Origin of the sequence: Kitasatospora sp. NPDC058048, assembly GCF_042885555.1 — a bacterium.
Classification (GTDB): Bacteria; Actinomycetota; Actinomycetes; order Streptomycetales; family Streptomycetaceae; genus Kitasatospora; species Kitasatospora lactacystinica.
In genome coordinates this window covers 39,565-65,269 of sequence record NZ_JBHVRT010000040.1, presented here as the reverse complement: position 1 = coordinate 65,269, position 25,705 = coordinate 39,565, and the positions used below count along the sequence as shown (strand labels likewise).

General features: G+C 73.0%; 22 protein-coding genes. 11 read left to right on the top strand and 11 right to left on the bottom strand.

The window, feature by feature from the left end:
* Positions 1-618: 618 nt before the first annotated feature.
* A complete protein-coding gene (locus tag ACFVVA_RS32675) occupies positions 619-1,734 on the top strand; it encodes a lipase (RefSeq protein ID WP_387694372.1) in 1,116 nt (371 codons plus the stop codon).
* 692 nt (positions 1,735-2,426) lie between these two features.
* Positions 2,427-3,371 (top strand): hypothetical protein, encoded by a 945-nt coding sequence (locus ACFVVA_RS32670; protein WP_387694371.1) that lies wholly within the window; start codon positions 2,427-2,429, stop codon positions 3,369-3,371.
* A 313-nt stretch (positions 3,372-3,684) separates the two neighbouring features.
* On the opposite strand, the gene ACFVVA_RS32665 is transcribed toward ACFVVA_RS32670, so the two are convergent.
* Positions 3,685-4,026 (bottom strand): hypothetical protein, encoded by a 342-nt coding sequence (locus tag ACFVVA_RS32665; RefSeq protein WP_387694370.1) that lies wholly within the window; start codon positions 4,024-4,026, stop codon positions 3,685-3,687.
* Positions 4,027-4,525: 499 nt separating this feature from the next.
* Here ACFVVA_RS32665 and ACFVVA_RS32660 point away from each other — a divergent pair, with 499 nt between their 5' ends.
* The 3 genes from ACFVVA_RS32660 (at position 4,526) to ACFVVA_RS32650 (ending at position 6,432) form a co-directional block, all read left to right on the top strand.
* Positions 4,526-4,987: a hypothetical protein gene (locus ACFVVA_RS32660; RefSeq protein ID WP_387694369.1), complete on the top strand. Its 462-nt coding sequence runs from the start codon at positions 4,526-4,528 to the stop codon at positions 4,985-4,987.
* Between the two features lie 162 nt (positions 4,988-5,149).
* Complete coding sequence (locus ACFVVA_RS32655; protein ID WP_331768627.1) at positions 5,150-5,281, top strand: hypothetical protein; 132 nt, start codon at positions 5,150-5,152, stop codon at positions 5,279-5,281.
* Positions 5,278-6,432 carry a protein-L-isoaspartate(D-aspartate) O-methyltransferase gene (locus ACFVVA_RS32650; protein WP_387694368.1) on the top strand — a complete coding sequence of 385 codons (1,155 nt, stop codon included), beginning with the start codon at positions 5,278-5,280 and terminating at the stop codon, positions 6,430-6,432. Before ACFVVA_RS32655 ends, ACFVVA_RS32650 begins: the two co-directional genes overlap by 4 nt.
* Before the next feature lie 162 nt (positions 6,433-6,594).
* On the opposite strand, the gene ACFVVA_RS32645 is transcribed toward ACFVVA_RS32650, so the two are convergent.
* Both ACFVVA_RS32645 and ACFVVA_RS32640 read right to left on the bottom strand, forming a co-directional pair.
* Positions 6,595-7,581 (bottom strand): hypothetical protein, encoded by a 987-nt coding sequence (locus ACFVVA_RS32645; RefSeq protein WP_387694367.1) that lies wholly within the window; start codon positions 7,579-7,581, stop codon positions 6,595-6,597.
* A 435-nt stretch (positions 7,582-8,016) separates the two neighbouring features.
* Positions 8,017-8,589 carry a helix-turn-helix domain-containing protein gene (locus ACFVVA_RS32640; RefSeq protein ID WP_387694398.1) on the bottom strand — a complete coding sequence of 191 codons (573 nt, stop codon included), beginning with the start codon at positions 8,587-8,589 and terminating at the stop codon, positions 8,017-8,019.
* Between the two features lie 200 nt (positions 8,590-8,789).
* On the opposite strand from ACFVVA_RS32640, the gene ACFVVA_RS32635 reads away from it, so the two are divergent.
* The 3 genes from ACFVVA_RS32635 (at position 8,790) to ACFVVA_RS32625 (ending at position 12,411) form a co-directional block, all read left to right on the top strand.
* Positions 8,790-9,779, top strand: a complete 990-nt coding sequence (locus ACFVVA_RS32635) for an alpha/beta fold hydrolase (RefSeq protein WP_387694366.1) — start codon at positions 8,790-8,792, stop codon at positions 9,777-9,779.
* A 335-nt stretch (positions 9,780-10,114) separates the two neighbouring features.
* On the top strand, positions 10,115-11,170 hold the full coding sequence (locus tag ACFVVA_RS32630; protein ID WP_387694365.1) for a hypothetical protein: 1,056 nt from the start codon (positions 10,115-10,117) through the stop codon (positions 11,168-11,170).
* 572 nt (positions 11,171-11,742) lie between these two features.
* The gene (locus ACFVVA_RS32625; protein ID WP_387694364.1) at positions 11,743-12,411 is read left to right on the top strand and encodes an acyl carrier protein; all 669 of its coding nucleotides are present in this window, start codon (positions 11,743-11,745) and stop codon (positions 12,409-12,411) included.
* On the opposite strand, the gene ACFVVA_RS32620 is transcribed toward ACFVVA_RS32625, so the two are convergent.
* Positions 12,360-13,007 carry a TetR/AcrR family transcriptional regulator gene (locus tag ACFVVA_RS32620; protein ID WP_387694363.1) on the bottom strand — a complete coding sequence of 216 codons (648 nt, stop codon included), beginning with the start codon at positions 13,005-13,007 and terminating at the stop codon, positions 12,360-12,362. The two genes, ACFVVA_RS32625 and ACFVVA_RS32620, sit on opposite strands and share 52 nt — an antisense overlap.
* Positions 13,008-13,203: 196 nt before the next feature.
* On the opposite strand from ACFVVA_RS32620, the gene ACFVVA_RS32615 reads away from it, so the two are divergent.
* Both ACFVVA_RS32615 and mca read left to right on the top strand, forming a co-directional pair.
* Positions 13,204-14,649 (top strand): MDR family MFS transporter, encoded by a 1,446-nt coding sequence (locus tag ACFVVA_RS32615; protein WP_387694362.1) that lies wholly within the window; start codon positions 13,204-13,206, stop codon positions 14,647-14,649.
* Between the two features lie 60 nt (positions 14,650-14,709).
* On the top strand, positions 14,710-15,627 hold the full coding sequence (mca, locus tag ACFVVA_RS32610) for a mycothiol conjugate amidase Mca (RefSeq protein ID WP_387694361.1): 918 nt from the start codon (positions 14,710-14,712) through the stop codon (positions 15,625-15,627).
* A gap of 131 nt (positions 15,628-15,758) precedes the next feature.
* Here mca and ACFVVA_RS32605 read toward each other — a convergent pair whose 3' ends face one another.
* The 4 genes from ACFVVA_RS32605 to ACFVVA_RS32590 form a co-directional block, all read right to left on the bottom strand.
* Positions 15,759-17,270 (bottom strand): PHB depolymerase family esterase, encoded by a 1,512-nt coding sequence (locus tag ACFVVA_RS32605; RefSeq protein WP_387694360.1) that lies wholly within the window; start codon positions 17,268-17,270, stop codon positions 15,759-15,761.
* Positions 17,271-17,647: 377 nt separating this feature from the next.
* Entirely contained in the window at positions 17,648-18,646 is a 999-nt protein-coding gene (locus tag ACFVVA_RS32600; protein ID WP_387694359.1) for a YdcF family protein, read from the bottom strand.
* 106 nt (positions 18,647-18,752) lie between these two features.
* Positions 18,753-19,715 (bottom strand): prolyl aminopeptidase, encoded by a 963-nt coding sequence (gene pip / locus ACFVVA_RS32595; protein ID WP_387694358.1) that lies wholly within the window; start codon positions 19,713-19,715, stop codon positions 18,753-18,755.
* Between the two features lie 71 nt (positions 19,716-19,786).
* Positions 19,787-20,485, bottom strand: a complete 699-nt coding sequence (locus ACFVVA_RS32590) for a TetR/AcrR family transcriptional regulator (RefSeq protein WP_387694357.1) — start codon at positions 20,483-20,485, stop codon at positions 19,787-19,789.
* A gap of 125 nt (positions 20,486-20,610) precedes the next feature.
* On the opposite strand from ACFVVA_RS32590, the gene ACFVVA_RS32585 reads away from it, so the two are divergent.
* Positions 20,611-22,176, top strand: a complete 1,566-nt coding sequence (locus tag ACFVVA_RS32585; protein ID WP_387694356.1) for an MFS transporter — start codon at positions 20,611-20,613, stop codon at positions 22,174-22,176.
* 94 nt (positions 22,177-22,270) lie between these two features.
* Here the strand turns inward: ACFVVA_RS32585 and ACFVVA_RS32580 are convergent, their stop codons facing one another.
* From ACFVVA_RS32580 to ACFVVA_RS32570, 3 genes are all read right to left on the bottom strand, one after another.
* Positions 22,271-23,092 carry a lysophospholipid acyltransferase family protein gene (locus ACFVVA_RS32580; RefSeq protein WP_387694355.1) on the bottom strand — a complete coding sequence of 274 codons (822 nt, stop codon included), beginning with the start codon at positions 23,090-23,092 and terminating at the stop codon, positions 22,271-22,273.
* Positions 23,089-23,922, bottom strand: a complete 834-nt coding sequence (locus ACFVVA_RS32575; protein ID WP_380547933.1) for a GNAT family N-acetyltransferase — start codon at positions 23,920-23,922, stop codon at positions 23,089-23,091. The genes ACFVVA_RS32580 and ACFVVA_RS32575 overlap by 4 nt, the downstream gene beginning before the upstream one ends.
* Before the next feature lie 293 nt (positions 23,923-24,215).
* Positions 24,216-25,598, bottom strand: coding sequence for a serine hydrolase domain-containing protein (locus ACFVVA_RS32570; RefSeq protein ID WP_387694354.1), 1,383 nt, complete (start codon positions 25,596-25,598; stop codon positions 24,216-24,218).
* Between the last annotated feature and the right edge of the window lie 107 nt (positions 25,599-25,705).

The following is a 25,705-nucleotide window of genomic DNA, read 5'->3' as shown; positions in this document are numbered from 1 at the left end:
ACGGCCGGGTCGTCGCCGAGGCCGGTGCGGTTGGCGGGGTCGTCGACCTGATCGCTCCCCGCGCCGCGCCGCGGAGACCATCGGCCGGCTCGCCGCCGGCCTGGTTGCGAGCATGGACCGGCTCACCGACCTCGCCGAGGCCCTCGCCACCGGCCGTGCTCCTGATCGGGGGGCAGGTGGCTTCGTTCATGTGAGGCGGCAGCGTTTGGGCAGCGGTTCGGGCCGCAGTTGGCGATCTTGAATGCTGCGGATGTTCACAAGAAACGAGAAGCGACGTCGCTGGATGGCGCGGCCCTCCACCCGGAGGGCCGGCGGGCGGAGTGCAGAGGGCCGTGGGGTCGGAGCCTTCGGTGGTCGGCCGGCCTTCGACGGTTCCCCGGCTCGCGCCTGGTGTCGCGGTAGGGATAGCCACAGGACGGATACGCCCGCTGGCCGGGCTGTGGCACGAGGGTGACCGTACGTAGCGTCGGCGACATGAAATCCACCTACTCAGCAGGCAAACCACGGTCCGTGCTTCGCCGGCTGAACGTCGGAACAGCCCTGGTCGTCCTGGCCGCTGCGACCGTGACGGCGGGAGCCGCCTCGGCGGACACGGTGCACCGAAGCGATCGCGGACGGTTGGTTTCCGTTCAGCAGATCACCACCCTGGCCGCGAAGGAGGATGTCGCGGCGGCATTGACCGCCGCCAGGTACGACGCGAGTACTGTCCGGTTCGGAGTGGACGCCTACCGGCTGGTGTACCGCACCGTGGACCCCAGCGGCCGACAGATCACCGCCAGCGGACTGCTGGTGCTGCCCCGCGGCGGCGAACACGAGTTGCGGACGGTGTCATTCACCCACGGCACGGTCAGTTACCGCTCCGACGCCCCGTCCTCCATGGTCAAGGCCGGGTTCGTGTCCTCACCTGCCATCACGTACGCGTCCGCCGGGTTCGCCGCTGCCGCCCCGGACTACATCGGTCTGGGCACCGGCCCGGGACTCCATCCCTGGATGGATGTGCCGTCGGAGACGACGGCCTCCCTGGACATGCTCCGGGCAGCCCGCGCCTTTGTTCCGCGTACGGGTCGGGCGCTGGGACACGACGTGCTGGTCACCGGGTTCTCCCAGGGCGCCTCGGCGGCGATGGGACTCGCACGGGCACTCCAGGCCGGCGACGACCGGTGGTTCCGGCTCGAAGCCGTCGCGCCGGTCAGCGGCGCCTACGACTTCCAGCACTCCGAGCTGCCGGCACTGCTCGACGGCTCTCTCGACCCGAAATCAAGTGTGCTGTACTCGGCGTACCTTCTCGTCGCCTGGAACCGGCTGCACCATCTGTACGACTCCCCGCACGAGGTCTTCCAGGAGCCGTACAGCAGCACGGTCGAGGCACTGTTCGACGGTTCGCACACCGGCCCGCAACTCTTCGCCAGCACGCCCGACACCATCGACGCACTGCTCACCCCACGCGGCTTCGAGATGCTGCGCCACCCGACCGGCCGCCTGGCCGAGGCACTCCGGGTGGCCGACAGCACCTGCGACTGGGCACCACGCGTCCCGGTCCGCTTGTACATGGCCGACGCCGACGAGCAGGCGGCCAACGCCAACACCGACCGCTGCGAGGCCACGTTGCGATCGCACGGCGTGAAAGCGGCGGTCGTCGACCTCGCTGCCCCGGACTTCGCGGGCTCCAGGCACCTCGGCTCCAACGTCGCCGGCACGGCGGCCATCGTGCGCTGGTTCAGCCAACTGCGCTGAGAACCCGCTGGCCCGTCCCCGCTCGCGGGACGGGCCGGCGACCGGCGTGTCAGCCACGATGCGGGGGCGCGTCCACCGGGCGCACCCCGTCGTGGAGCCCAGGTCAGCCTGACTGCAGAACTCGTGAGCATCACCGACTGCGGTGCGGGACGCCTCCCGGACTCGTGCACAGCCGACGCCACGACTCGTGAACAAGGCCAGGGGCAGGCCTCCAGTTGCGAGGACGGACGGTCGTGGCCACCCGACCGGCCGAGGAACTCCTCATCACGTCGCCACGGAGCGTGGAGCGGCGGCTGCGTCCCCGTGGTGAGAGGCCTCTCGGCGCGTTGCCCTCCAGGGGAGGCAACCACGTCTCGGCGACGGCCGAACGCTTTTCACGCGCCGCCGACACCACGCCCGCCCTCCGACGGAGGCGTCCCGGGCCGTAGCACCGGGTTCACCGCGCCTCGGACGTCCGCTCCGTTGACGGCCTGTCACTCGAAGCGGCGATTTCCGCGCGGCGACGCCACGCCTGTGCCCGACCGATGGCCGGGCCGACGGGCGGCCGACCGGCACGGCCAGAACGACGTAGGAGCTCCCCGGACCGGTCGGGGACGGTTCACCCGATGGGATGACGGCGGACCGGCCCGGGCGGCTGCGACCGGTATACGTGACGTGATCCACCGTTCGGAGAATCCACCTGCGAGGGGCCCATGACCGATAAGGCCGACACGTCGCCGAGGACGGCCGGCGAGACGCTGCCGACCGCCTACGCCCCCCGGGTGGCCCTGATCCGGGGCGCCATGGAAGCCGGGGACACGGTCCTCGCGGCCCGCCTGGCCGAGGAGCTCCACCAGCACGTCGCCCTGGAACGCGGTGCCCTGCATCCCGAGGCGCTGCGCGCGCAGGAGGTGCGGGCGTACGTCGCGGCGGTCGGCGGCGACCCCCGGCGGGCGGCCGAACTGTTCAGCGTGGCCGCCACCGCGTGGGCCGGCCTGGGCGCGTCGGAGCAGTGGGCGGCGTCGCGCAACGCGGAGGTCTGTCGGCGTCGTGTGGAGTCGGCGGCGTCCGCCCCCTCGGCGGTCCCCGTCGCCCGGCGCCCGCCCGGCTGCCCGTCCCCGGCCCGGGCGTTCGGACGCGGCACCGTCGTGGCGGTCGTCCTGGCGACGGCACTGCTCTCGGGGGCGGCGGACGCCGGCCCACGGGCCTACCTCGGGACGGGCCCGCGACCGGTACCCGACGACCAGCCGGTCGCCCCAGCCGTCCTGGGAGCCCTGGAGCGCTCCGCCCCGTCGGCCTCCCTGGCACCGGGCCCCGTGCCGCCCCCGCCGGATCCCGCGGGCGCGGAGCCCGTCCCCGCGCCGGACGCCGGGCCCGCGGGCGAACAGGAGGACCCGGCCGCAGACCCGGACGGAGGCGGGCCCCGGGCGGGGCGCACACCGCTGCCGGGCCCCGGACGGCGACCGGGCCTCCCGGCCGGCGGTCCCCGACCGCGGCCCGCTCCCGACGCCGTGCGGCCGTCCGGCGGCCAGGCCGGCGGCACCGGTTCGGATCCGTGCGCCGCCGCCCGCGTGTACGGCGGCCCACTCCTCGGCTCCCTCGTCGAGCTGTGCCACCGAGCCGCCGAAGCATCGGGCAAGCGGCCACCCGCACCCTGACCCGTGCTCGGGAGGGAAACGACCTGCGGATGCCCGGTGCGGTCCGGACTCCCGGCATGGCCGGCTGACCGCCTCATTCTCCGGCCAACGGCCCTGACGCTTTTACGAACAGCCCCGGCGAGAGCCCTCTTGCGACAGCTGGAATCCCGCTCGGCGGCCGGCCGCGAGGCTCGGCTGCGGATGCTTCACCATGCGGGCCGCGCGGAGCAGTTCGTGAGGTGGGCGTAGGACGTCGACCGGGCCGCGGCCGACAAGCTCGCACGGGGACCGGTACGGGACCGGTTGAGGCGAGGGAGCCAGCCTGTGGAGGCTCCTATCTCCGCCGCCGCAAGCGCCTCAGGAATCCGGCCCTGGGCGTGGCAGGCCCGATCGAACTGTCATCGTTTCGCCGGGTGGCGGCTTCGATGGTGGTGCCCTTCACTCGCTCCCCGCGGTGGAGCTGGCCGGCTTCGTCCCGCTCCCACGTCCGCCCCTGAGCGTCCTGGAACGCAATGGTGACGGGTCGCTGAACGGTCCCCGGCAGTGCCGCAACGCTGATGTCGCGCTGCACCGTCTCCTTGGGCGGAATCAAGCCGATGGCGATGTTCACCACGTCGGTCTCGCCCGGAAGCTCGCCGGGCGTAGCGGTCCGCAGGACCACCACGGTGTTGAACACCGGCTGATCCGAGCCGTTGTGCACAACGACCGAGTCGTAGCGGTAGAGGTTTCCTGGGCCCTCTCCGGTGTCCGGACCGGTCCAGGCGGCGACCTTCGCCGCATACTCCTCGCTGTCCTTGCGCCGGTCGCGCCAGTGGGTGCGCAGGTGCAGTTCACAGACTTGCCCCGGCTGACCGTGATGATCAGCGCCACCTGCTGAGTCCGGAGGGGGTGGGCGCCGGAGAAGCCCCTGCCGGGGCTTCTTTGCGGCCGGAAGCCCGACGCGTTCAGCGGGAGGGCATTGTCGCCGCCGTCCGACCGGACGCAGCGAAGCGGGCGCGGCACTGCCGGATCGGCCGAAGGCCGATGCCCCCCACCACTCTCAGTGCCTGACGGTGAACCGGTGACTGTGCAGATGGTCAGCGCCATTCGCCGACGATGAGGCCCGGGAGCGTCCCCGGAACTCCACCGCGCTGTACGGTCGGGCGAGTACCGCAGCCGTTGACACAGGAGCCGAGATGGGACCGGATCATGTGCCTGATTGGTTCTGGGAGGTCCTGGAAGCGGCACGACCGCGTCTGTCTGCCCTGGAGTCGTGGTTGGAGTCCCACTCGCGTGAGGTGCTTGAAGCCTTCGCGCTCGCATACGAGTCCGCGGCGGAATCGCTGGCCGACTTCTCGGAAGGTGTGAGCGTGGACGGGGACGTCTGGTCCGAGGACAGCACCGAGGATCTGTGCATGTGGGTGGTCGGGCAGGGCTACGGGCTGTGGAGCTCGGTGGTTGCGGGAGAGCTGCGGCTGGAAGAAGCCGCTCAGATGTACCTGGGCCGTGCTCCGCTGCTTCCCGAAGGCGTGGCGCCGTGGGACGGGGATGTCTCGGACCCTGAGCACAGGGGCTACCAGTCTCCCGGGGCCATCGTCCACGGCGTCTACCGGACGCGATTCGCCGAGGAGCTCCATGAACGGCTTGAGGCTATGTGAGGAGATTGCCCGGGCCGGGCGGGTAACGCGGCGGCGCCGCGCACATCGTCGACCGGGCCGGCCCGTGGCCCGAGAGGAACAGGAGCTCCTTCACGCCAGGTGTCCGGTCGACTACCCTCTGCTCTGCAGATCTTCGGAGTGCTGCAGCAGAGAGGAAGCACCGTGGGTGACGAGAACAAGGGCGGTCCGAACGATGGCAAGGGCGGGGCCCACGCCAAGCCCGGCGGTCCGCAGATCGGCCCGAAGCCGAACCCGGACGGACAGGGCCCGACTCCCGACCCGAAGCACAAGTGACGGCGGCCGCCGACGTCCAGGTCCGGCTGGTCGACCGGCTGGAGGCCTCGGGTGCCCTGACCCCCGGTTGGCGGCAGGCGTTCCTCGACGTCGGTCGCCATGGGTTCCTCCCGGACGTCTTCTGGGCGAGCACCGGCGACGGCTACGAACGCTGCGACCGCGGGCAGAGCCCCGGGCGGTGGCTGGAGCTCGCGTACTCCGACGTGGCGATCGTGACGCAGTGGGACGACGGAGCGGACAGCGGACAGCAGCGGGAGCCGACCTCGTCGGTGTCCATGCCGACGATGGTCGCCTCCATGCTGCGCGACCTGGACGTCCACGAAGGCCACAGAGTCTGGGAAGGCGGAACAGGCCCCGGCTGGAACGCCGGACTGCTGGCCCGGCGCCAGGGCGCGCACAACGTGGTGACCGTGGAGCTGGACCCGGAGGTCGCCGCCCGGGCCGCTGCGAACTTCCGGGCCCTCGACGCCGCTCCGACCGCGGTGGTGGGCGACGCGGCCCACGGATACCTTCCCGGGGCCCCGTACGATCGGGGAATCCTCACGTGCTCGGTACGGGAAGTCCCCCCGGCCGTGATCGGGCAGATCCGCAGGCAGGGCGTGCTGGTGCTGCCCTTCGCGCCGCTCTTCGGGGGCGGAGCCGTCGCCCGGCTGACCGTCGCCGACGGCGCGGCCACGGGCCCGTTCACCGGCTCCTCGGCGTTCATGCGCATGCGCCAGCAGCGCTACCAGGCCCCGCCCGTCGACGACTACCTGCCCGGCGACTGGCCCGGGAACGCCGCGCAGGAGTACACGACCCTGAACCCGCTCGAAGTCGTCGACGACTGGCTGGCGTCCTTCGTCGTGGGTCTGGCCGTACCCGACGTGTACTACCGGCGCAGCGACGGCGGCGGTATGACCACCCTGTGGCTGTTCGACACGGGCGTCACCTCCTGGGCGACGGTGGACTTCGTGGACGGCGCGAGCCGGTTCGAGGTCCGCCAGTCGGGCCCCCGTCGGATGTGGTCGGAGGTCGAGGAGTTCTTCCAGTGGTGGGTGGGGGAAGGCCGTCCGGGGTTCGAGAGCTTCGGGCTGACCGTGGACGGGGGCGAGCACCGGGCGTGGCTGCACGAGCCGGCCAACCCGCTGCCGTCCCCACGGGGGCGGGGCTGAACCGCGCAGACCGCGTGCAGCATCGGCGGAACCGGTTGCGGCGACCCGTGGAAGTACCACGAGAACGCGTAGGAGTCGGGCACGGCGAGGCCGTGACCACGGTGGTCATGTCGGTCCACCAGGCTGTCCCTTGTCCGCTCGGCGAACCTGTCAACCGATCTGCTACGGCAGTCGGCGGTCCTCGAAGGGGTCGTCGGAGACGTGGGGCTCGTACGGCTCGAAGTCGGGGCGGGCGATGAGCTCGGCGACCGAGAAGGGATGCCGGTGGTCGGTGAGGAGCCGGTGGACGAACTCGGCGGTGGAACCGTCGAACCGCGCACAGCTGTCGCCGTCCTCGTTGCGGGCGATGACCGGCCACCGGTTCGGGTCCGTGCCCTCCGTCAGCCAGTAGAACTGGTCGGCCTGGACTGAGTCGGCCCACTGCAGGAGCCCGCCCGGGGCGGGGCGGAGCCGGTGGGGGTGGTAGAGGTCGGCGATACCGGGGTCGGCGGCGAGTTCGGCAAGGCGGAGGGCCTGCTCGACGAGGCACAGGAACTGTGGGAACGGGTCGTCGCGGCCGGGTGGGGGACCGGGCAGGGAGAGGCCGAGGAAGCCGGCGAACGTGCCGGGGCCGAAGTGCTCCGCCAGACGCCGGTAGTCGGCGGGCAGGGCGGTGCCGAGCCGGGCTTCGGCCGACGACCAGTCGACGGGCCACTGCCGCGAGTGCGGCCGGCCCGTCGCAGCGGCGAGCCGCCGCACCCAGCGGTCGTCCGGCACGTCGGCCGCTTCCTCCGTGTCCCCGGCGGGCAGGAAGGCCGCCGCCGGGTCGGCCCGGTGGGCCGTCACCGCGACCAGGTGCGACGCGCCGTCGTCGCTGTCCCGGACGATCCCGCAGCCGATCCAGCGTTCGCCCACCGCCCACCCGCACAGCTCGGCCAGGCGCCCGGAGAACGGGGCGGCCAGCGGCAGCCCGCTGTCGTCGTCGAGGGTGGGGTCGACGAAACCGCCGGTCGCGAGGATGCGCGACGACCCCCAGCGCGGGCGCAGCGCCTCGACGAGGCGGTGGTGGGCGGTGGTGAGGTCGCCGTCGGCCGGCAGGCGGGCGATGTCCGGGGCCGGGCGGGCCAGCAGGGCGTCGATGCGGTGCAGGTGGTCGGTGGTGCTGTCCATGACGTCAGTCAACCGCGGGCCGCTGACAGGGCTTCCGATAGTTCTCGCTATCCTTACGGGGATCGTGTTCGCGTTCTGCGTCGGCATGTGGATCTGCATCGGTCCTGCCGGCTGAACAGCGCAGTGCGCGGTTCGGGTGGTCGACGGCGTACGGCGGCGGATCCGCTCGGTCAGGTCCGGCTTGCGTCGGTTGCGGCTCTCCGTACGCCGTTGCGGATCCATTGCCGGTTGCCGGCGCATGCCAGGGCCGGACCGACGAGCATGGACCGCATCCACAGGGCGACGCTGGCGGGTGAGTAGATGTAGTACTGCCATCGATTCGGCAGGCGACTTCCGTGCGAGCCTGCTCGTCGGAGATGTGTTCAACGTGATCCGGACGCCGCCGGGGCGTGAAGCCGCAGGCACCGTCGCTGGGCCCGGACGCCGTGCTCCGCGCTACCGGGCCCCGCGGTCGGGGGCCGGGGTGCGCGGTCGCAGGCGCTCTCCCTGCGGCCCGAATATGATCAGGTATTCGACCGGTCCGCCGGGTCCGGCGTTCGCGACTCCGTGGGCGGTGCGGGTGTCGAACTCGGCCACGTCCCCTGCGCTCAGCACGAGGTCCTGCTCGCCTAGCGCCAGCCACAGCCGCCCGTACAGGACGCACAGCCATTCGTACCCGTCGTGGGAGACCTGCCGCGGCCGCGCCGGCGGCGCGTCGACGGCGGGCAGGACGTGCTTGTGGGCGTGCAGGCCCCCGACGTACCGGGTCAGCGGTAGCACCGTCTTGTCGGTGCCGGAACGCTGCGGCACCGGGGTGCGCGGTCCGGCCGCCGCGGCGGGTGCGGTGCCGGCCAGCTCGTCCAGGGAGACGTCGTACGCCTTCGCCAGTTGCAGCAGCACCTCCAGGGTCGGCTTGCGCCGGCCGGTCTCGATCCGCGACAGCGTGCTCAGCGAGATGCCGGTCGCGCGGCTGACGCCGGTGAGTGTGGCGCCGTGCCGCTCGCGCGCGGTCCGCAGCCGGGGGCCCATGGCCGTCAGCGTGTCGGCTGTGCTGTCGTCCGTCACCGTCACCGTCACTGCCACCGTTGCCCCGCTCCCTCCGGCCGTGCTGCCGCCTCCACCGTTCTGTCCTGCCAGTTTGCCACGATGGCAAGGGTGTTCGCGTCGCGCGGATGCCGCGCCGCATGATCGGTGGGTAACCGCGCCCGCCCGTGAACCGAGGAGAAGCGATGCACCAGCCCGCACCGTCCGCCGACCTGCGCCACCGCACCATCGAGGCACCCGCCGGGCGCCTGCACCTGGTCGAGCAGGGCACCGGACCACTGGTCCTGCTCGTCCACGGCTTCCCAGAGTCCTGGTACTCCTGGCGCCGCCAGCTCCCGGCCCTCGCGGCGGCGGGGTACCGGGCCGTGGCGCTCGACGTGCGCGGCTACGGCCGCTCCTCCAAGCCGGCCGCGACGGACGCCTACCGGATGCTCGACCTGGTGGAGGACAACGTCGCCCTGGTGCGCGCCCTGGGCGAGGAGGCGGCGGTGGTCGTCGGGCACGACTGGGGCTCCAGCATTGCGGCGGCCTCCGCCCTGCTCCACCCCGAGGTCTTCCGCGCCGTCGGGCTGCTGAGCGTCCCCTACGCGCCGCCCGGCGGCCCCCGGCCCACCGACGTCTTCGCGCAGATGGGCGGCGACCAGGAGTTCTACGTCTCGTACTTCCAGGAGCCCGGCCGGGCCGAAGCAGAGATGGAGCCCGACCTCCGGGGCTGGCTCGCGGGCTTCTACGCGGCCATGTCCGCCGACACCATGCCCGCCCGGGGCGAGCCCGACCCGCACTTCGTGACCCGCACCGGCGGCCGGCTGCGCGACCGCTTCCCCAACGGCAAGCTGCCCGCCTGGCTGACCGAGGACGACCTCGACGTGTACGCCGGGGAGTTCGAGCGCACCGGCATGACCGGGGCCCTCAACCGCTACCGCAACATGGACCGCGACTGGGAGGACCTCGCCCAGTACGGCGGAGCCCCGATCAGGCAGCCCTCCCTGTTCATCGGCGGCGCCCTGGACGCCTCCACGACCTGGATGGCCGACGCGATCGACGCCTACCCGACCACCCTCCCCGCCCTGGCCTCCACCCACATCCTGGACGGCTGCGGGCACTGGATCCAGCAGGAGCGTCCCGAGGACGTCAACCGCCTGCTGACCGCCTGGCTCGCCTCCCTTCAGGGCTGAACCGGCGAGTGTGCCGGCCGGCCTCCGTCGCAAGGGCTTGCCGCTGTTCGTCATGGTCACCCCCGCCACACCGAGCGCGTCGACGTGACGGGCCGGTTCACCAGGCTTCATGCAGTGGGATGGTTTCGGACCGGTGCCTGTGACCGGTGGCCGACTCCGTGGAACGACCTGTGCGGGACGCGGCGTACCTCCGCCCCGGAACACCAGCGGGTCCGCCGGCCGCGGCGCGGGGTCGCCGGGTGAGCGCACGTGCCGGCCAGCGCAGGGCGCCTCCTCTCGTCCGTCAGATCACAGTCCCCGGCATCAGGCCGTCGGTGCGCACAGGAGGAACCACCATGCCCAGAACGAAGACAACCCTGGTCGGCACGGCCATCGCCGTCGTCGCCGCCCTGACAGCCCTGAGTACCGGCCCGGCGCACAGCGCAACGGGCCGGGCCGGCGACAAGGGGACCACCCCGGCAGTCTCGGTGAACAACGGCGGCCCCACCCCGGACGGGACCGCGCCCGCCCAGGTCACCTGGCCACCCGCCGATCAAATGCTGAGCGACGCCCAGCCGGACATCCTCTGGTACAACACCAGCCTCGACCAGCTCCAGATCTGGTACATGGACGACAGCCGCGTCATCGGCCGGCAGACCGTGGTCGGCCCGGACGGCAGCCCCACTGGGGCCCCGGCACCCTGGCAGATCGCCGGCGCGGCAGACTTCGACCACAACGGAACCGCGGACGTCATCACGCACCTCACCGACACCGGTGAGACCGTGATCAGATACTTGGACAGCAACGGTCGCAACCTCACCAGCCGGATCGTGCGCGACGAGAACGGCAACGCCGCGCACGCCGGAGCGCCCTGGCAGATCGCCGGCGTCGCAAACTTCAACCGGAGCGACTCATACCCGGACATCCTCTGGCACAACACCAGCACCAACGAGACCCAGATCTGGTTCATGAACGACATGAGCATCATCGGCCGAGCTGATGTGCTGGAGGAGAACGGCAGCCCCACCCGCGTCGGAGCACCCTGGCAGATCGCCGGCGTGTCAGGCCTCAACCCGTACGGAGGCCCGGACATCCTCTGGCACAACACCAGCACCAACGAGTCCCAGATCTGGTCCATGGACTACGCCCACCGCATCGCCCGACGGCAGAGCGTGCTGGAGGAGAACGGCAGCCCCACCCACGTTGGAGCACCCTGGCAGATCGCCGGCACCGCAGACTTCGACAGCGACGGAAGCCCGGACATCCTCTGGCACAACACCAGCACCGATGAGACCCAGATCTGGCACATGGCCGACAACAGCATCATCGGCCGAGCTGATGTGCTGGAGGAGAACGGCAGCCCCACCCATGTCGGAGCACCCTGGCAGATCGCCGGCATCGGGTACTTCTAGTCTCGATCCTCGACGACGGGTCGTCAGGACGGGCGCAGGTCTCGCACCGGCGTGTGGGACCTACGCCGAGTAGACGGGCGGCTCCGTGTCACCTGCCGAGGAGCTCAGACCCTCTGCCCCCGGACGGCGCCGGATCTACGGACAATCCACGGGTGCCACCGCCGCGGCCATTCAACCTCCTCCTCGCAGCGCCGATCCGCCTGTTCGATTTCTGACCTCGGCAAGCACCGTTAGGACCTTGGAACGCAGGCACTCACTGCGGATCGGGACGATCCGCCCGTGCTGAAGGTGTGTCTCTCCTGGCGCGAGGGGCGCGGCGTGGACTATCCGGTGTCGCTGGTACCTCTGCTGAACCTGAGGCTGCGCCATCTGGTCGTTCGTGGACCTCAGCGCCCGTGCCGACGCAGGAGGCCCTCGACCGCGTCGACGGGGAGGCCCGGCGCCTCAGGCCGATCCTGCGGGAGTCCCTGCGGAAGCTCGCCACCGAGGCGGGGCTGAACTCCTAGGAGGTCCCGAGGGACCTCCTCGTCGAGACCGAGCCGTTCACCCAGGAGAACGGGCTGCTCTCCGGGGTGCGCAAGCCGTTGCGCCCGGCCCTGACGAAGCGGTACGGCGAGCGTTTCGAAGCGTTGTACACCGAGTTGTCCGACCGTGAGGCCGAAGAGGGCCGGACGCTGCGTCGCACCGGCGCCGACCAGCCGGTACCGGCGACCGTGTTCCGGGCGGCGCAGGCGCTTCTGGGGTTGGAGGAGGGTGCCGTGGAGCCCGGCACACGCTTCCTTGAACTCGGCGGTGACAGCCTTACGGCGCTGTCGTTCTCCCGGCTGGTGAAGGAGATCTTCCACGTCGACGTCCCCGTCGACGTGATCATCAGCCCGGTCGACCTACTGCAGCGGGTGGCCGATCACATCGAGCGGGCGCTCGCGGCGGAACACCGTCGTCCCACCGCCGACAGCGTGCACGGCCCGGACGCGACGCGGCCTTCGACAGCGGCGACCCGGAACTCGTCGCCACGACGCGGCCGGGGCGGCCGCGGCACGAAACGCCAGGGACTCCGGATCGAGGGGCTGTCCGGGCTTCGGGCGATCCGGTTGCCGTGGTGGGTGCAGCGGTCGAACCGCAATGCACGGTGTGAAGCGGCGGGGACTGGAAACGGTGCATCAGCCACCGCGCCAGCCCCCGGCCCTACTCAGGCGTCCCGGACGGCGAAGTTCCCGAGGGGGCTCTCCAGGCGGTCGTAGGCCCGGAGGGCCGAGGGGCGGACCGCGGCGGCGATCGCCGCCCGCTCCTCGCCGGCCAGGGTGCGGCGGAACACCTCGGCGAACACCGCACGGTCCACGGCGGCGAGCAGGGCGGCGGCGACCCGGCACTCGAAGCCGACGGGTCTCTCGTGCACCGCCTCGGCCAGCGTCTCGGCGAGTGCCGTCTCGCTCTGCTCGTGCAGCTCGCGCAGCCGGGCGCCCAGGGCGGGGCTGTCGAACACGGTGCGGGCGAACTCCGGGCCGGAGAAGCCGAGCCGGGCGTCGTGCCGGTCGAGCCCGGCGAGGCAGTCGCGGCGCAGCGCGGCGAGCGCCGACTCGCCCGGTGCGCGCTCGGAGACCGTTGCGGCGAGCCGGACGACGAGCTCCTCGTGCAGGTCGAAGAAGAGGTCCTCCTTGCGCGGGAAGTGGTTGGTGACGGTCATCTTGGCGACGCCCGCGGCGGCCGCGACCTCGGCGATGGTCGTGCGGTCGAAGCCCCGCTCGATGAACAGCCTGGTCGCGGCGTGCGAGATCGCCTCACGGGTGCGGCGCTTGTTGAGCTCGCGCAGGTTCGGAGTCGTCCCGGTCTCGGTCATGCCGGGAGCCTAGCGCAGGAAGCTGGGTCGAGTACAGAAATTAGATTTGACCTCATCGATGGGTCCGTCCTAAGTTCTTTCCGGGGCGGCCGGAGCGGCTGCCCGGGTGGGCGTCCGAGAGTGTGCCGGGTGAGCGTCGAAGTGGCGGCACGCGGTATCGGGGGCGACTCGCCCAAGGGCGACCAGGGGAGGGCGCATGACCGCATCCGTTGCTGCGAAGGGCCGGCGGGGAGAAGTCCGGGAGGGGGAGCCGGAGCCGATTCCGCCGGGCCTGTGGAAGATGGGCGGGGTGCTCGCGCTGGGGCCGGTGCTCGCGCTGCTGGACAGCACGATCGTCAACGTCGGCATCGACTCCGTCGGGCGCGATCTGCACGGCTCGATCGCGGAGATGCAGTGGGTGGCCACGGGGTACCTGCTGGCGATCTCGCTGACCATGCCGCTCTCGGGTTGGGCCGCCGGCCGCTTCGGGGGGCGGCGGGCGTGGCTCGCCTCGGTCGTCCTGTTCGTGCTCGGATCGGCGTTGTGCGGCCTGGCCTGGTCGACGGGCAGTCTGATCGCCTTCCGGGTGCTGCAGGGGATCGGCGGCGGGATGATTCAACCGCTCGGCCAGGCGATCATCATACAAGCGGCCGGGCCGTCCAGGGTCGGGCGGGTGATGGGCACGCTGATGCTTCCGATCAGCCTGGCCCCGGTCCTGGGGCCGATCCTCGGCGGGCTGGTGCTGGAGCACTTCGACTGGCGCTGGATGTTCCTGCTGAACGTGCCGGTCGGGCTGGTGATCCTGCTGCTCGCCGCCCGCTGGCTGCCGTCCGACGAGACGTCGGACGCACCGAAGCCCCGGCTGGACGTGACCGGTCTGGTGCTGCTCTCGCCCGGCCTGACCGGGCTGGTCTACGGGCTCGCGACGATCGGTGACGGCGCAACGGCCGGCTGGGTCGCTCTCGTGGCGGGCGCGGTGCTGGTGGCGGCCTACGGCTGGTACGCGCTGAGGGTGGGGCGCGGGGGCGTCCGGACACCGCTGATCGACCTGCGGCTGTTCGCCCGGCGCGGCTTCAGCGTGGCGACGGCGAACAGCTTCCTGCAGGGCGCGGCGCTCTACAGCTCGATGTTCCTGGTGCCGCTCTACTACCAGCAGGTGAAGCACGCCGGCGCGGTGGAGGCCGGTCTGCTGCTGGCGCCGCAGGCCCTCGGCACGGCGGTCACCGCCATGCTGGCCGCCCGGATGACCGACCGCATCGCGCCGCGTCCGCTGATCATGATCGGCATCGGCTGCTCCCTGGTCGGCACGATCGCGTTCACCCAGCTGGGCAGTGGCTCCGAACCGGCCGCCTGGCTGATCGCCGGCTCGCTGGCACTGCGCGGCGCGGGCATGGGGATGATCGCGATCCCCGGCCTGTCAGTGGTGTACGGGAGCGTCGAGAAGGACCAGGTGCCGGCGGCGGCGGGTGCGGTCAACGTGCTGAACCGGGTGGGCGGGGCGCTCGGCACGGCGGTGCTGACGCTGGCGCTCCAGCAGGCGCAGGACGGGCACCCGGGCCGGCCGGGTGCGGCCTTCGGCGAGACCTTCTGGTGGGTGCTGGCCCTGTCCGCGCTCGCCATCGCTCCGGCGCTGCTCTACCCGAACACCCGCCGGTCCGGCTGACCACCCGCCGCTCCGGCTGACCACCGGCCGGTTCCCGACCACCCAGACCTGGAGGCACCCGTGTCCATCCGTCACCCCGACGGCCTTCGCCTGCTCAGCGTCCACGCGCACCCCGACGACGAGTCCAGCAAGGGCGCGGCCACCCTCGCCCGGTACGCGGCCGAGGGCGTGGACGTCCTGGTCGCCACCTGCACCGGCGGCGAGCGCGGCTCGGTGCTCAACCCGGCCATGGACCGGCCCGAGGTCCGGGCCGACATCGCCCGCGTCCGGCGCGAGGAGATGGCGGCCGCCCGGGAGATCCTCGGTGTGCGCCAGCGGTTCCTCGGCTTCGTCGACTCCGGGATGCCCGGCCCGGACGAACCCCTTCCCGAGGGCTGCTTCGCCGCCCGGCCGGTGGAACTCGCGGCGGCGCCGCTGGTCGCACTGATCCGGGAGTTCCGCCCGCAGGTGGTGATCACCTACGACGAGACCGGCGGCTACCCGCACCCGGACCACATGATGACCCACCGGGTCACGGTGGCGGCCGTCGAAGCCGCCGCCGACCCGGGGCACGATCCCGGGTCGGGCGAGCCCTGGCAGGTGTCCAAGCTCTACTACCACCTGGCGCTCTCCCGGGCCTGGTTCCGGGCCCTGCACGAGGCCATGACGGAACGGGGCGTCCCCTCGGGGATGGGCGAGCTGCTCGCCGGCTGGCCCGACACCCCGCAGGCCCTGGCCACCACCACCCGGGTGGCGTGCGCCGAGCAGTTCGCCGTACGGGACGCGGCGATGCTGGCGCACGCCACCCAGGTCCAGCCGGGCGTGGCCTTCATGGCCCACCCGCGGGACATCGAGCGCGAGGTCTGGCCGACCGAGGACTACCACCTGGCCCGGAGCCTGGTGCCGGTGGTGGGCTCGGCGGCCGGGGAGGGCGTGATCGAGACCGACCTGTTCGCCGGGCTACGGGCGGAGGCAGGGGTGGAGGTGGGGGCGGGATGAACCGGACGACGGGCGCGGCGGGCGCGGCGGACACGGCGGATTCGACGGATTCGACGGGCGCGGCGGCGCGGGCGTTCGCGGCGTCACCCGGTAGCGCGGTGGCCACCGTCCGCTCGGCAGCGGCCGTCCGCTCAGCACTGGCCGTCGGCGAGCACGTAGTAGCCCGGGCCGGTCTGCTTCAGGGTGTGGGTGACGAAGGTGTTCCAGAGCCCCATGCTCTGGCCCGAGCCGAGCGCGTAGGTCTGGCCGCCGGTCTGGGTCGCACGGCCGGCCGAGACGTGCGCGTAGTTGCTGGCGGTGAAGCACTGGGGGGTGCCCCCGCCCGGAGTGGTCGCCGTCACCGCCGCCGACCGGGGGCCGGCGGCGCCCGACCCGTCGACCGCCGCCACGGTGTAGCGGTACGTGGTGCCGGCCGCGAGTCCGGTGTCGGTGAAGGCCGTGCCGGTCGTGCTGCCCACCTGGGTGTCATCGCGGAAGACCTGGTACGAGGAGGCGCCGCTGACGGACTGCCAGCCGAGGGCGATCGACCCGGCGGCCGCGGTCGCGGTCAGCCCGGTCGGGGCGGGCAACCCGGGGTCGGTGGGGCCGGAGCCGCCGTCCAGCCCCCAGAACTGCGCGGTGTAGTAGCCGGAGCAGATCGTGTCGAGGAAGTAGGCGCCGGTCGCCCCGCACTGGTCGGCCCCGGAGCCCGGGTCGACGGCCAGGCCGTGGCCCATCCCGCTGATCGTGAACACGGCCACCGCGGGCCTTCCGTTCGCATCGGCGTAGAGCTCCTGGATGGTGCCGCCGGGCAGGCTCCGGGTGCCGGTCGGCTGACGGCCAAGACCCTGGACGTTCGTCCACTGGTCCCGCAGCTCGGCCGCGTTCACCGGCCTGACCACGGTGTCGGCGGTGCCCTGCCAGACCGCCACCCTGGGCCACGGCCCGGTGTAACCCGGGTACGCGGCCCGGACCTTGTCGCCCCACTGGGCCGGAGTGAGCCCCTGATCGGAGTTCTGGCAGCCGGAGGCGGCGGCCTGGGTGGTGGCGCAGTGCGCGGGCAGCCCGGAGTCGATCGCCCCGCCGGCGAACACGTCGGGGTAGTCCGCCAACAGGTCGGCGGCCATCCCGCCGCCCGCTGAGAGCCCGGTGACGAACACCCGGTGGGTGTCCGAGCCGTACAGGGACTCGGCCTTGGCGACCATCTCGACCACCGACCTGGCCTCGCCGACGCCCCGGGCGGCCCTGCTCGCGTCGAACCAGCTGAAGCAGGAGAGGCTGTTGTTGACACTGCTGGTCTGCGGGAACACCACCGCGAAGCCGTACTGGTCGGCGAACTTGGTCCAGCCCGAGTTGCGGTAGTAGTCGGTGGCGCTCTGGACGCAGCCGTGCAGCGCGACCACCAGGGGAGCGTTGCCGGGCAAGCCGGCGGGGGTGTAGGTGTACATCGCGAGGTTGCCCGGGTTGGTGCCGAACCCGGTGACCTGCTGGAAGCTGCCGCTGGCGGCCGCCGCCACGGAGGATGCGGCGGAGGCTGTGACGGGGGAAACCGTGGTGGGTGGGGTGGGTGCGGTGGGGGAGGCGACGGCTGCGGAGGGCGCGGCGGTGCCGAGCGCGAGGGCGACGGCGGTGAGCAGCGCCGCGGCGGTGGGGCGCAGTGGCATGGGGACTCCAACGTGAGGGAGGAGTGGGGGCCGGTCCCGTGCAGCGTGGCGCGCCCGCAGGCCCGGTGCCATGTGACGGTCATCCGGGGTCCACTGCCCGGGCATGGCGCAGGCCGCCATGGTCCTGCGGTTCGCGGTTCGCGGCTCGCGCCCTGCGCCCCGCGCCGTGGTCCTGCGACCCGGCCGCGCGTCCTGCGGAGCGCCGAAGGCCGTACCTGCCCCGCACCGGAACGCACTTGAGGCGAGGTGACGTCGGGGACGGCGGTGTTCCAGGGCGAACCCGGGGACCACCTCCACAACCCGATGGCGGATGGGAAAGGACCGGCCCCGGCCGCCCGAGCGACCGGGGCCCGCCCGGGTGGGAGTCCCGGGGCGGCTCACAGGGCCGCGAGCACTCCGCAGAGGGCGATGAAGCCGCAGATCCCGAAGTTGACCAGCTTGTGGGACAGGAAGATCGCGGCGAACTCGCGGATGGTGGCGCTCGGCCAGTAGTACCGGGCGGTGGGAGAGCCGAAGACGTGGCCGTTGACGCCGGTCTGGCGGGCGAGCAGTGCCGCCCGGAAGGCGTGGAAGTTGTTGGTGACCACGACGCAGCGGTAGTCGGGTTTGGCCTGCTCCATGATGGCCTTGCTGAACAGCAGGTTCTCCTCGGTGGTGCGCGAGCGGTCCTCCCGCTCGATGTGCTCCTCGGGGAAGCCGCGTTCGACCAGGTAGTCGGCCATCGCGTGGGACTCCGGCAGCTTTTCGTCCGGTCCCTGGCCGCCCGAGGTGATGAGCACCGGCGGGTTGCCGCGGGCGGCCTGCTTCTCGTACACCTCGCGGCCCCGGTTCAGCCGGCTGGCGAGCAGCGGCGGGACGCGCTCGCCGCCGATCAGCCCGGAGCCGAGCACGATCACGAAGTCCACGTCCCGGCGCGGCCGGTGGCGGCTGTACAGGAAGGCGTAGCCGACGAAGCAGGTGAACAGGAAGGAGACGTAGCCGACCACGAGCACCGCGGTGCCCGCGAGCGCGGCCAGCGGCCGCGAGTGGACGATGAGGGCGGCGATCAGCAGTCCGATGACGCCGAGGATGCCCAGCCCGGCGAGCAGCGACAGCAGGTTGGCCGGCCGTCTGCCCTCCTTGCGGATCATGGTCAGGCCGTTGGCGAGCAGGAACCAGACCAGGGCTGCCGTGCCGAGGGCCGGGAGGAGGACGATGACCGCCGCCGCGAGTGTGATCACCATGCTGGGTGCCTTGCGGAGCTCGGCGAGCAGGGCGAGGGACAGGAGGGAGACGGCGATGCCGAGCAGGACGGCGTTGCTGAACTGGCGACGGTCGCGTACTACCCCGATTCCGAACAACAGGAAGAACAGGGCGGCTGGGGCATAGGCGAGCATGCGTCGTATCGTAGGGGAATCCCACCTGCACGAACCGGCCGGGCGTTCGGAGGACCCGAGGGCCCCGGTGAGCGCCCGGCGGGTGCCCCGGACGCCCGGCCGGGGTTCAGGCGAAGCGCTCGATCGCGGCCAGGATCGCGTCCCGCATCCGCGGGCTGCCGGTGTGCCCGGAGTCGTCGATGACCGTCAGCCGGGCGTCCGGCCAGGCCTTGACCAGCTGCCAGGCCGTGTCGACCGGTCCGCCGAGGTCCAGTCGGCCGTGGATCAGTTCGCCGGGGATTCCGGACAGCCGCCCGGCGTCGCGCAGCAGTTGGCCGTCCGGCAGGAAGGCCCGGTTCGAGAAGTAGTGCGCGGTGATCCGGGCGAAGGCCATCAGCGCGTCGGAGGGCCGGTCGGTGTACGCGTTCGGCTTGCCCAGCGTCTCGTGCGAGATGACCGCATCCTCCCAGGTGGCCCAGGCGTTGGCGGCGGCCCGCCGGACCGGCTCGTCGGTGCTGTTGAGCAGCCGGCTGTAGGCGGCGAGCAGTTCGAAGGTGTCCCCGTCGCGGTCGGCGGGCGGAAGGAAGTCCCGGAACGCCTCCCAAGCCGCGGGCAGGAAGCGGCTCACGCCGCGGTACAGCCAGTCGGTCTCCTCGGGACGGGTCATGGTGACCCCGCAGATCACGATCGCGGAGACCCGTTCCGGGTGGGCCTGCGCGTAGGCGAGGATCAGCGTGGAGCCCCAGGAGCCGCCGTAGAGCAGCCACTTGTCGATGCCGAGGTGCTCGCGCAGCCGCTCCATGTCGGCGATCAGGTGCGCGGTGGTGTTGTGCTCCAGGCTGGTCGAGGGGTCGGCGGCGGCCGGGCGGCTGAGCCCGCAGCCGCGCTGGTCGAACTGGACGAGGTGGTAGCGCTCCGGGTCGAAGTACCGCCGGGTGCCCGGGCTGTGGCCGGAGCCGGGCCCGCCGTGCACCACCACGGCCGGCCTGCCCGCCGGGTCACCGGAGGCGTTCCAGTGGATCAGCTGCCCGTCGCCGACGTCCAACAGGCCTTGTGCGTACGGTTCGTAGAGGGGGTACGGCTCGGGCATCGGTGACTCCTCCGTGGTCGTACGGGGTGGGCCCGGCGAGCCTACCCCGGTGTCGAATCCCGAGGAGGGGCTCAGCGGCGCTCCGGCGGGAGCAGGGCGGCCAGGCCGTCGAGGACCCGCTGGAGGCCGAACTCGAAGCGGGCGTCCATGTCCGGCGCGGTGAGGTCGTCGGCGAGGGCGACCAGGTTGGGGAAGGTCTCGGCGGGCAGAGCGCGGAACAGGTCGCCGGCGGCGTCGGCGATGTCCCGGCGGCTGGTGCCGAGGACCTCGGCGGCCGAGATCGGCGACTGTTCCTGGAGCACGAAGCCCTGGACGAAGGCGCCCAGCAGGTAGCTGGCCATGGCGGCGTCGGCGTCGGAGAAGCCGGCCGCGCGGAGCCGGTCCAGCTGGTCCTCCATCAGCCCGAGCAGGTGGGGTCCGGGGGCGAGCCGGCCGGCGACGACCTTGGCCGCGTCCCGGGTGTCGAGCAGCAGGCGGCGGTAGCGCCAGCAGTACGCGTGGAACTGTTCGCGCCAGCCGCCGGTGCGCGGCGGGGGCTCGGCGGAGCCCAACAGCGCGTCGGTGAGCAGGTCGAGGAGCTCCTGCTTGTTGCGGACGTGCCAGTACAGCGAGGCCGCCTTGACGCCGACCTCGGCGGCGACCTTGCGCATGGACAGCCCGCCCAGTCCGTCCCGTTGCAGGACGTGCAGGGCGGCCTGGGCGAGGGCGTCCCTGGTCAGGGCGGGTGTCGTGTCGTCGGTCCCGGGCGTGTCGGGGTGGTTCTGCGGCATGGGTGTGCGGACGCCTCCGGCCGTGTGGTGGATTCCCGCTTGCAATCTAACACCGTTAGGTGCAATCTGTGGCTGTCGCGCCGACCCCTAACAGTGTTAGGGGCTCATGACCGGGAGGGAACCCCATGGAGGAATCGAGCGCCCGCCGCCGACGGCTCGCGCTGCTCACGCTCTGCGTCACGATGTTCATGTCCATGCTGGACAACGTCATCGTCAACAACGCCCTGCCCCGCATCGGCCAGGAACTGGACGCCGGGATCAGCGGCCTGCAATGGGTCGCCGAGGGCTACAGCCTGGTCTACGCGGCCTTCGTGCTGACCGGTGGCGCACTCGGCGACCGCTACGGCCGCACCCGGGTGTTCCGGCTCGGCCTCGCTCTCTTCACGGTCGGATCGGCCCTGGCCGCGCTCGCCGACACGATCGGCGTGCTGGTCGGCGCCCGGATGCTCCAGGGCGTCGGCGCCGCGCTGCTCACCCCCGGCAGCCTCGCCCTGCTGCGGCACGTCTTCACCGACGAGCAGGAGCGGGCCAAGGCCATCGCCACCTGGTCCGGGGTCTCCGCGCTCGGCCTCTCGGTCGGACCGGTGGTCGGCGGCCCGATGGTCGAACACCTCGGCTGGGCCAGCGTGTTCTGGATCAACGTGCCGATCGGCGTCGCCGGACTGCTGCTCGCCGCCCGGGTGCTCCCGGACATCCCGCCGCGCGCCCGCCGGATCGACCTCGGCGGCCTCGCCCTGTCCGCCACCGGACTCGGCCTGCTGGTCTACGCGCTGATCGAGGGCCCGTCCCGGGGCTGGACCGACGCCCGGGTGCTCGGCTGCGGCGCCGCGGCCGCCGTGCTGCTGATCGCCTTCCTGCTGCTCGAACTGCGGCTCGCCGAACCGATGCTGGAGCTGCGGCTGTTCCGCGACGGCATGCTGGGCGGCGCGCTGCTCAGCGGGTTCATGGTCAGCTTCGGGATGTTCGGCGCGCTGTTCTTCCTGCCGCTGATGATGCAGGGCACCCTCGGCTGGTCCCCGGCCGCCGCGGGCTACGCGGGGCTGCCGATGACCGCGATGCTGGTGCTCGCCGCGCCGCTCTCCGGCCGGCTGACCGCCCGCCACGGGCCCCGGCCGCCGCTGGTGCTCGGCCTCGTCCTCTGCGCGGCGGGCCTCGGCGGCCTGTCACTGTACGGAGACCACGCGCACTACCTCGAATACCTGTGGACGCTGTTCGCGATGGGCCTCGGGATGGGGCTCACCTTCACCCCGGTGTCGATCGGGGTGATGCAGCGGGTCGCCCCGGCCCAGACCGGGATGGCCTCGGCGGCCATCAACACCCTGCGCGAGCTCGGCGGGGTGCTCGGGATCGCCGTGCTGGGCGCCGTCCTGACCGGACGGCTGACCGACTCCCTGACGGGCGCGCTGCACCGGCTCGGCGTCCCGCCGGACGCCGTCGGTCCGATCGCGGACGCGCCCACCGGCGCGGTGCACGGCGGTGGCGCAGCCGCGGCGGCACTGCCCGGTCCGCTCCAGGAGGCGGTGGACGGCGCCTTCATCGACGGAATCCACCTCGCCGTGCGCTGCGGGGCGGTCGCGCTCGCGGTCACCGCCGTCCTGGTCGCCATCCTGCTCGGCCGGGCCCGTCCGATCGCCCCGCCGGAGGCCGTCCGCCCGCGGCCGGCGGAGCCGGCCGAGGCCCGCTCCGCCTGATCGGCGATCCGGTCGGCGATCCGGGTCGGCGGCCCGGCCGGGCGCACGGTACGCCCGGACGCGCCCGCCGAACGGGCGCCGCACCGGCGGCCCGTCAGTGGATGCCCTCGATCGCCGCCTGCGCCCTGCGGGCCAGCTCGCGCCGGGCGCCCGCCCGGGCGGGCTGCGGGCCGGGCGGCGCGATCGGCGGCAGGAAGGTCACGTCGGCGACCAGCCCGCGGGCCGCGACCACCCGGGCGAGCGAGGTGAGCAGCCCGTCGTCCCCGATGAAGGCGGGCACGCTGGTCGGCCGTCCGTCCGCCAGCCGGTAGCGGATCGTCACCGGCTGGACGTCGGCGCCCGCCTCCACCGCCGCCTGGAACAGGGCGGGCCGGAACCGGCCGCTCTCCCGCCCGCACCAGGTCGACCCCTCCGGGAAGACGATCACCGGTTGCCCGGAGCGCAGCACCCCGGCCACCGCGGCGACGGTGTCCGGCAGCGTCCGCAGCCGGTCGCGGTCCAGGAAGACGGTGCCGCAGCAGGCGATCAGCGGGCCGAGCACCGGCCACTGCCGGACCTCCGTCTTGGCCAGTGACCGGCCCGGCCGACCGGCGGCGAGCAGTGGTATGTCCAGCCAGGAAACGTGGTTGGCCACCACCAGCACCCCGCCGTCAGCGCCGGGACCCGGTCCGTCGGGCCCGGCGAGGTGGACGGTCACCCCGAGGGCGCGCAGCACCGTCCGCGCCCAGAGCCGGACCAGCGGGATCCGGGCGCGGTACGGGAACAGCCGGACCGGCAGGCCGAGCACGACCCCCGCCAGCACGGCGGCCAGACAGGCCGCCAGCCGCAGCGCCCGCCGGGGGTGGGAGACCTCCGGCGAGGCCTCGGCCAGGCAGGTCTCGGGCCGGCAGGTCGCCGTGGGCAGCCAGACGCTCATGACGAGGCGCCCGAGGCGGGTACGCCGGACAGGAAGTGCCGCAGGTAGCGCGGGTCGGTGCGCTCCAGCGACAGCAGCACGTACAGGTCGGCGCAGTCGAAGTCCGGGTCGTACGCGGGCTCGCCGCAGACCCAGGCGCCCAGCCGCAGGTAGCCGCGGAGCAGGGCCGGCAGCGCGCCCCGCTCGGCGCGCGCCACCCCGGTGGCGTCCCAGCGGCGGTGCGGGGTGACCCGGTACTCCTCGGGCGCCAGGTGCTTGGCGCTGACGGTGTCCCAGACCCGGGCCGCGGTGGCGCCGCCGTCCGCCAGCTCGATCGAGCAGCAGCCGCCGACCCAGGTGTTGCCGGTGTCGGCCAGGTAGCGCGCGATGCCGCCCCACATCAGGTTGATGACGGCGCCGTTGCCCCGGTGGTCCGGGCGGATGCAGGAGCGCCCGAGCTCGACCAGGCCGGGGCGCACCGGCGCGAGCGCGGAGAGGTCGAACTCCCCGTCGGAGTACAGCCGGCCGGCCCGGCGGGCGGCCTCGGGGCGCAGCAGCCGGTAGGTGCCGACGACGGCGCCCTGCTCGCCCTCGCGGACCAGCAGGTGGTCGCAGTACTCGTCGAACGGGTCGACGTCCAGGCCCTCGACCGGGCTGTGCAGCACCGCGCCCAGCTCGGCGCCGAAGACCTGGTGACGCAGCCGCTGGGCGGCGCGCACGTCGTCCTCGTCGCGGGCGAGGGAGACGGTGTACGCGGCCGGGGCGGCGGGCCGGGGGCGGGGCGCGGGGACCGCCCGGGCGTCGTGGGTGGGGGCGACTGCGGACGGAGCGTACGTGGGGACGGTGGTCATGGCGGACCCTCCAGGGCAGCACGATCGGCGGTGCCGTGGATCACCAGGGCACCGTCCCGGTCCGCAGGCGGTTGGGCATGGACGCGAACCGGTCCCCGTATGTCTCTCCGAGCCGGTTGGCATTTATGTTGCGGCCCGGCGGAGCGCAGATGTGCACCTGTTGAATGGGAACACCCGTGGCCCGGCGGTCACTTGTCCTGCACCCGGCGCTCGCCCGCCGGGGGTGGACAACTCCCGCCGCAGGGGCGTACGGCCGCACCGCACGCCCCTGCGGCCCGATCGCTACGCGCGGCTCAGAACGTCCGCCAGCCTTCCGGGTCGACCCCGCCCGGGACGGCGCCGGCCGGGCCGTACGGCTCACGGGTGTACACGAAGGAGCCGATGTCGAGGTGGCTGACCGTGCCGTCGGGGTGGCGGACCACCCGCAGGGTCTCGCCCGCGAAGTAGTTCTCCACGCCGGTCCAGGTGCCGTCCGGTTCGGGCCGGAAGCGCGAGCCCCGGCCGGTGCCGGTGAGCGGGGTGAGCTCCAGCACCCGCCCGGGCCGCAGCCGCAGGGCGGCCGGCGCGGCGCCCCAGTACCAGGGGCCGGTGAGCTCCACCAGCTCCGCGTCCACCGCGGGCAGCGGGCGCCACGGTTCGGGCAGCCGGGGCTCCAGTTCGGCGGTGAGCGCGATCAGCTGCGCCGCCAGGGCCGAGGCGCTGGCGGCTCCGCTGGTGGCGTTGGAGAGGGCGTAGGCGGCCAGGCCGTCGGCCTCGCTGATCCACAGGCCCGCCGTGAAGCCAGGCATCGAGCCGGTGTGTCCGTACAGCAACCGGCCCTCGTGGCGGCGCAGTTGCAGGCCGAGGCCGTAGCCGCTGGTCCACTCGGCGTCGTCCGGGGCGACGGCCGGGCAGCGCATCTCGGCGAGGGATTCGGCGGACAGCACCTTGTCGTCGCCGGTCGTCAGGAAGGCCGCCCAGCGGGCCAGGTCGGCGACGGTGGACCAGAGTTGACCGGCCGGGCCCATCAGGCCGGTGTCGGTGAGCGGCTCGGGCAGCAGGACGTCGGCCCAGGGATGGACGGCGAAGCCCCCGGCGTGCGGGTGCTCGGGCAGCAGCGTGGTGCGGTCCATGCCGAGCGGGGCCAGCACCTCGCGGCGCAGCACCTCGCCCCAGGGCTCGCCGCGCAGCTTCGTCACCAGCGCGCCGAGCAGCGCGTAGCCGGGGTTGGAGTAGTGGTGCACCCGCCCGGCCGGGTGCTTCAGCGGCCGTTCGGCCTCCAGGAGGTTGTCGAGGCCCGGCCGCAGCGAGCCCTCGGTCCGCTCCCACCAGGGGCCGGGGGTCTCGGCGGTCAGGCCGGAGGAGTGCGCGAGCAGCTGGACGACGGTCGCCTCGTCGGCGGGGGTGCCGGGCAGGTGGCGGGAGAGCGGGTCGGCGAGGTCGAGCAGGCCCTCGTCGCGCAGCCGCAGCACCAGCACGGCGACGAAGGTCTTGGTGAGCGAACCGATGCGGTACTGGACGTCCGGGGTGGGGGCGTGCCCGTCGACCATGCTGCGGGCTCCGCTCCACACCGGCTGCCCGTCGCGCAGCACCCCGGCGACCATGGAGGGCGTGCGACCCTCGGCCTGGGCGACGGCGAGCCGGTGCAGCAGTGCGCGGCGGGTGGCGGGCAGCAGCTCGGCGGGCAGGTCGGTCATGTGGGCTTCTGGACTCATCGACATATGCACGGACAGTAGCCCAGCCCGGGCCCGGGGCCGACCGATTAACCAGGCCCACACCCAGGCCCCGGCCCAGGCCCACGCCC

Bases quoted from the DNA above. Each gene is read 5' to 3' on its own strand.
- ACFVVA_RS32660 (WP_387694369.1), top strand. From the start codon at position 4,526: ATGGGACCGGATCATGTGCCTGATTGGTTCTGGGAGGTCCTGGAAGCG.
- ACFVVA_RS32635 (WP_387694366.1), top strand. From the start codon at position 8,790: ATGCACCAGCCCGCACCGTCCGCCGACCTGCGCCACCGCACCATCGAG.
- ACFVVA_RS32630 (WP_387694365.1), top strand. From the start codon at position 10,115: ATGCCCAGAACGAAGACAACCCTGGTCGGCACGGCCATCGCCGTCGTC.
- ACFVVA_RS32600 (WP_387694359.1), bottom strand. From the start codon at position 18,646: ATGCTCGCCTATGCCCCAGCCGCCCTGTTCTTCCTGTTGTTCGGAATC.
- ACFVVA_RS32620 (WP_387694363.1), bottom strand. From the start codon at position 13,007: ATGACCGAGACCGGGACGACTCCGAACCTGCGCGAGCTCAACAAGCGC.
- ACFVVA_RS32615 (WP_387694362.1), top strand. From the start codon at position 13,204: ATGACCGCATCCGTTGCTGCGAAGGGCCGGCGGGGAGAAGTCCGGGAG.
- ACFVVA_RS32585 (WP_387694356.1), top strand. From the start codon at position 20,611: ATGGAGGAATCGAGCGCCCGCCGCCGACGGCTCGCGCTGCTCACGCTC.
- ACFVVA_RS32570 (WP_387694354.1), bottom strand. From the start codon at position 25,598: ATGACCGACCTGCCCGCCGAGCTGCTGCCCGCCACCCGCCGCGCACTG.
- ACFVVA_RS32590 (WP_387694357.1), bottom strand. From the start codon at position 20,485: ATGCCGCAGAACCACCCCGACACGCCCGGGACCGACGACACGACACCC.
- ACFVVA_RS32580 (WP_387694355.1), bottom strand. From the start codon at position 23,092: ATGAGCGTCTGGCTGCCCACGGCGACCTGCCGGCCCGAGACCTGCCTG.
- ACFVVA_RS32670 (WP_387694371.1), top strand. From the start codon at position 2,427: ATGACCGATAAGGCCGACACGTCGCCGAGGACGGCCGGCGAGACGCTG.
- ACFVVA_RS32640 (WP_387694398.1), bottom strand. From the start codon at position 8,589: ATGGGCCCCCGGCTGCGGACCGCGCGCGAGCGGCACGGCGCCACACTC.
- ACFVVA_RS32645 (WP_387694367.1), bottom strand. From the start codon at position 7,581: ATGGACAGCACCACCGACCACCTGCACCGCATCGACGCCCTGCTGGCC.
- ACFVVA_RS32575 (WP_380547933.1), bottom strand. From the start codon at position 23,922: ATGACCACCGTCCCCACGTACGCTCCGTCCGCAGTCGCCCCCACCCAC.
- pip (WP_387694358.1), bottom strand. From the start codon at position 19,715: ATGCCCGAGCCGTACCCCCTCTACGAACCGTACGCACAAGGCCTGTTG.
- ACFVVA_RS32605 (WP_387694360.1), bottom strand. From the start codon at position 17,270: ATGCCACTGCGCCCCACCGCCGCGGCGCTGCTCACCGCCGTCGCCCTC.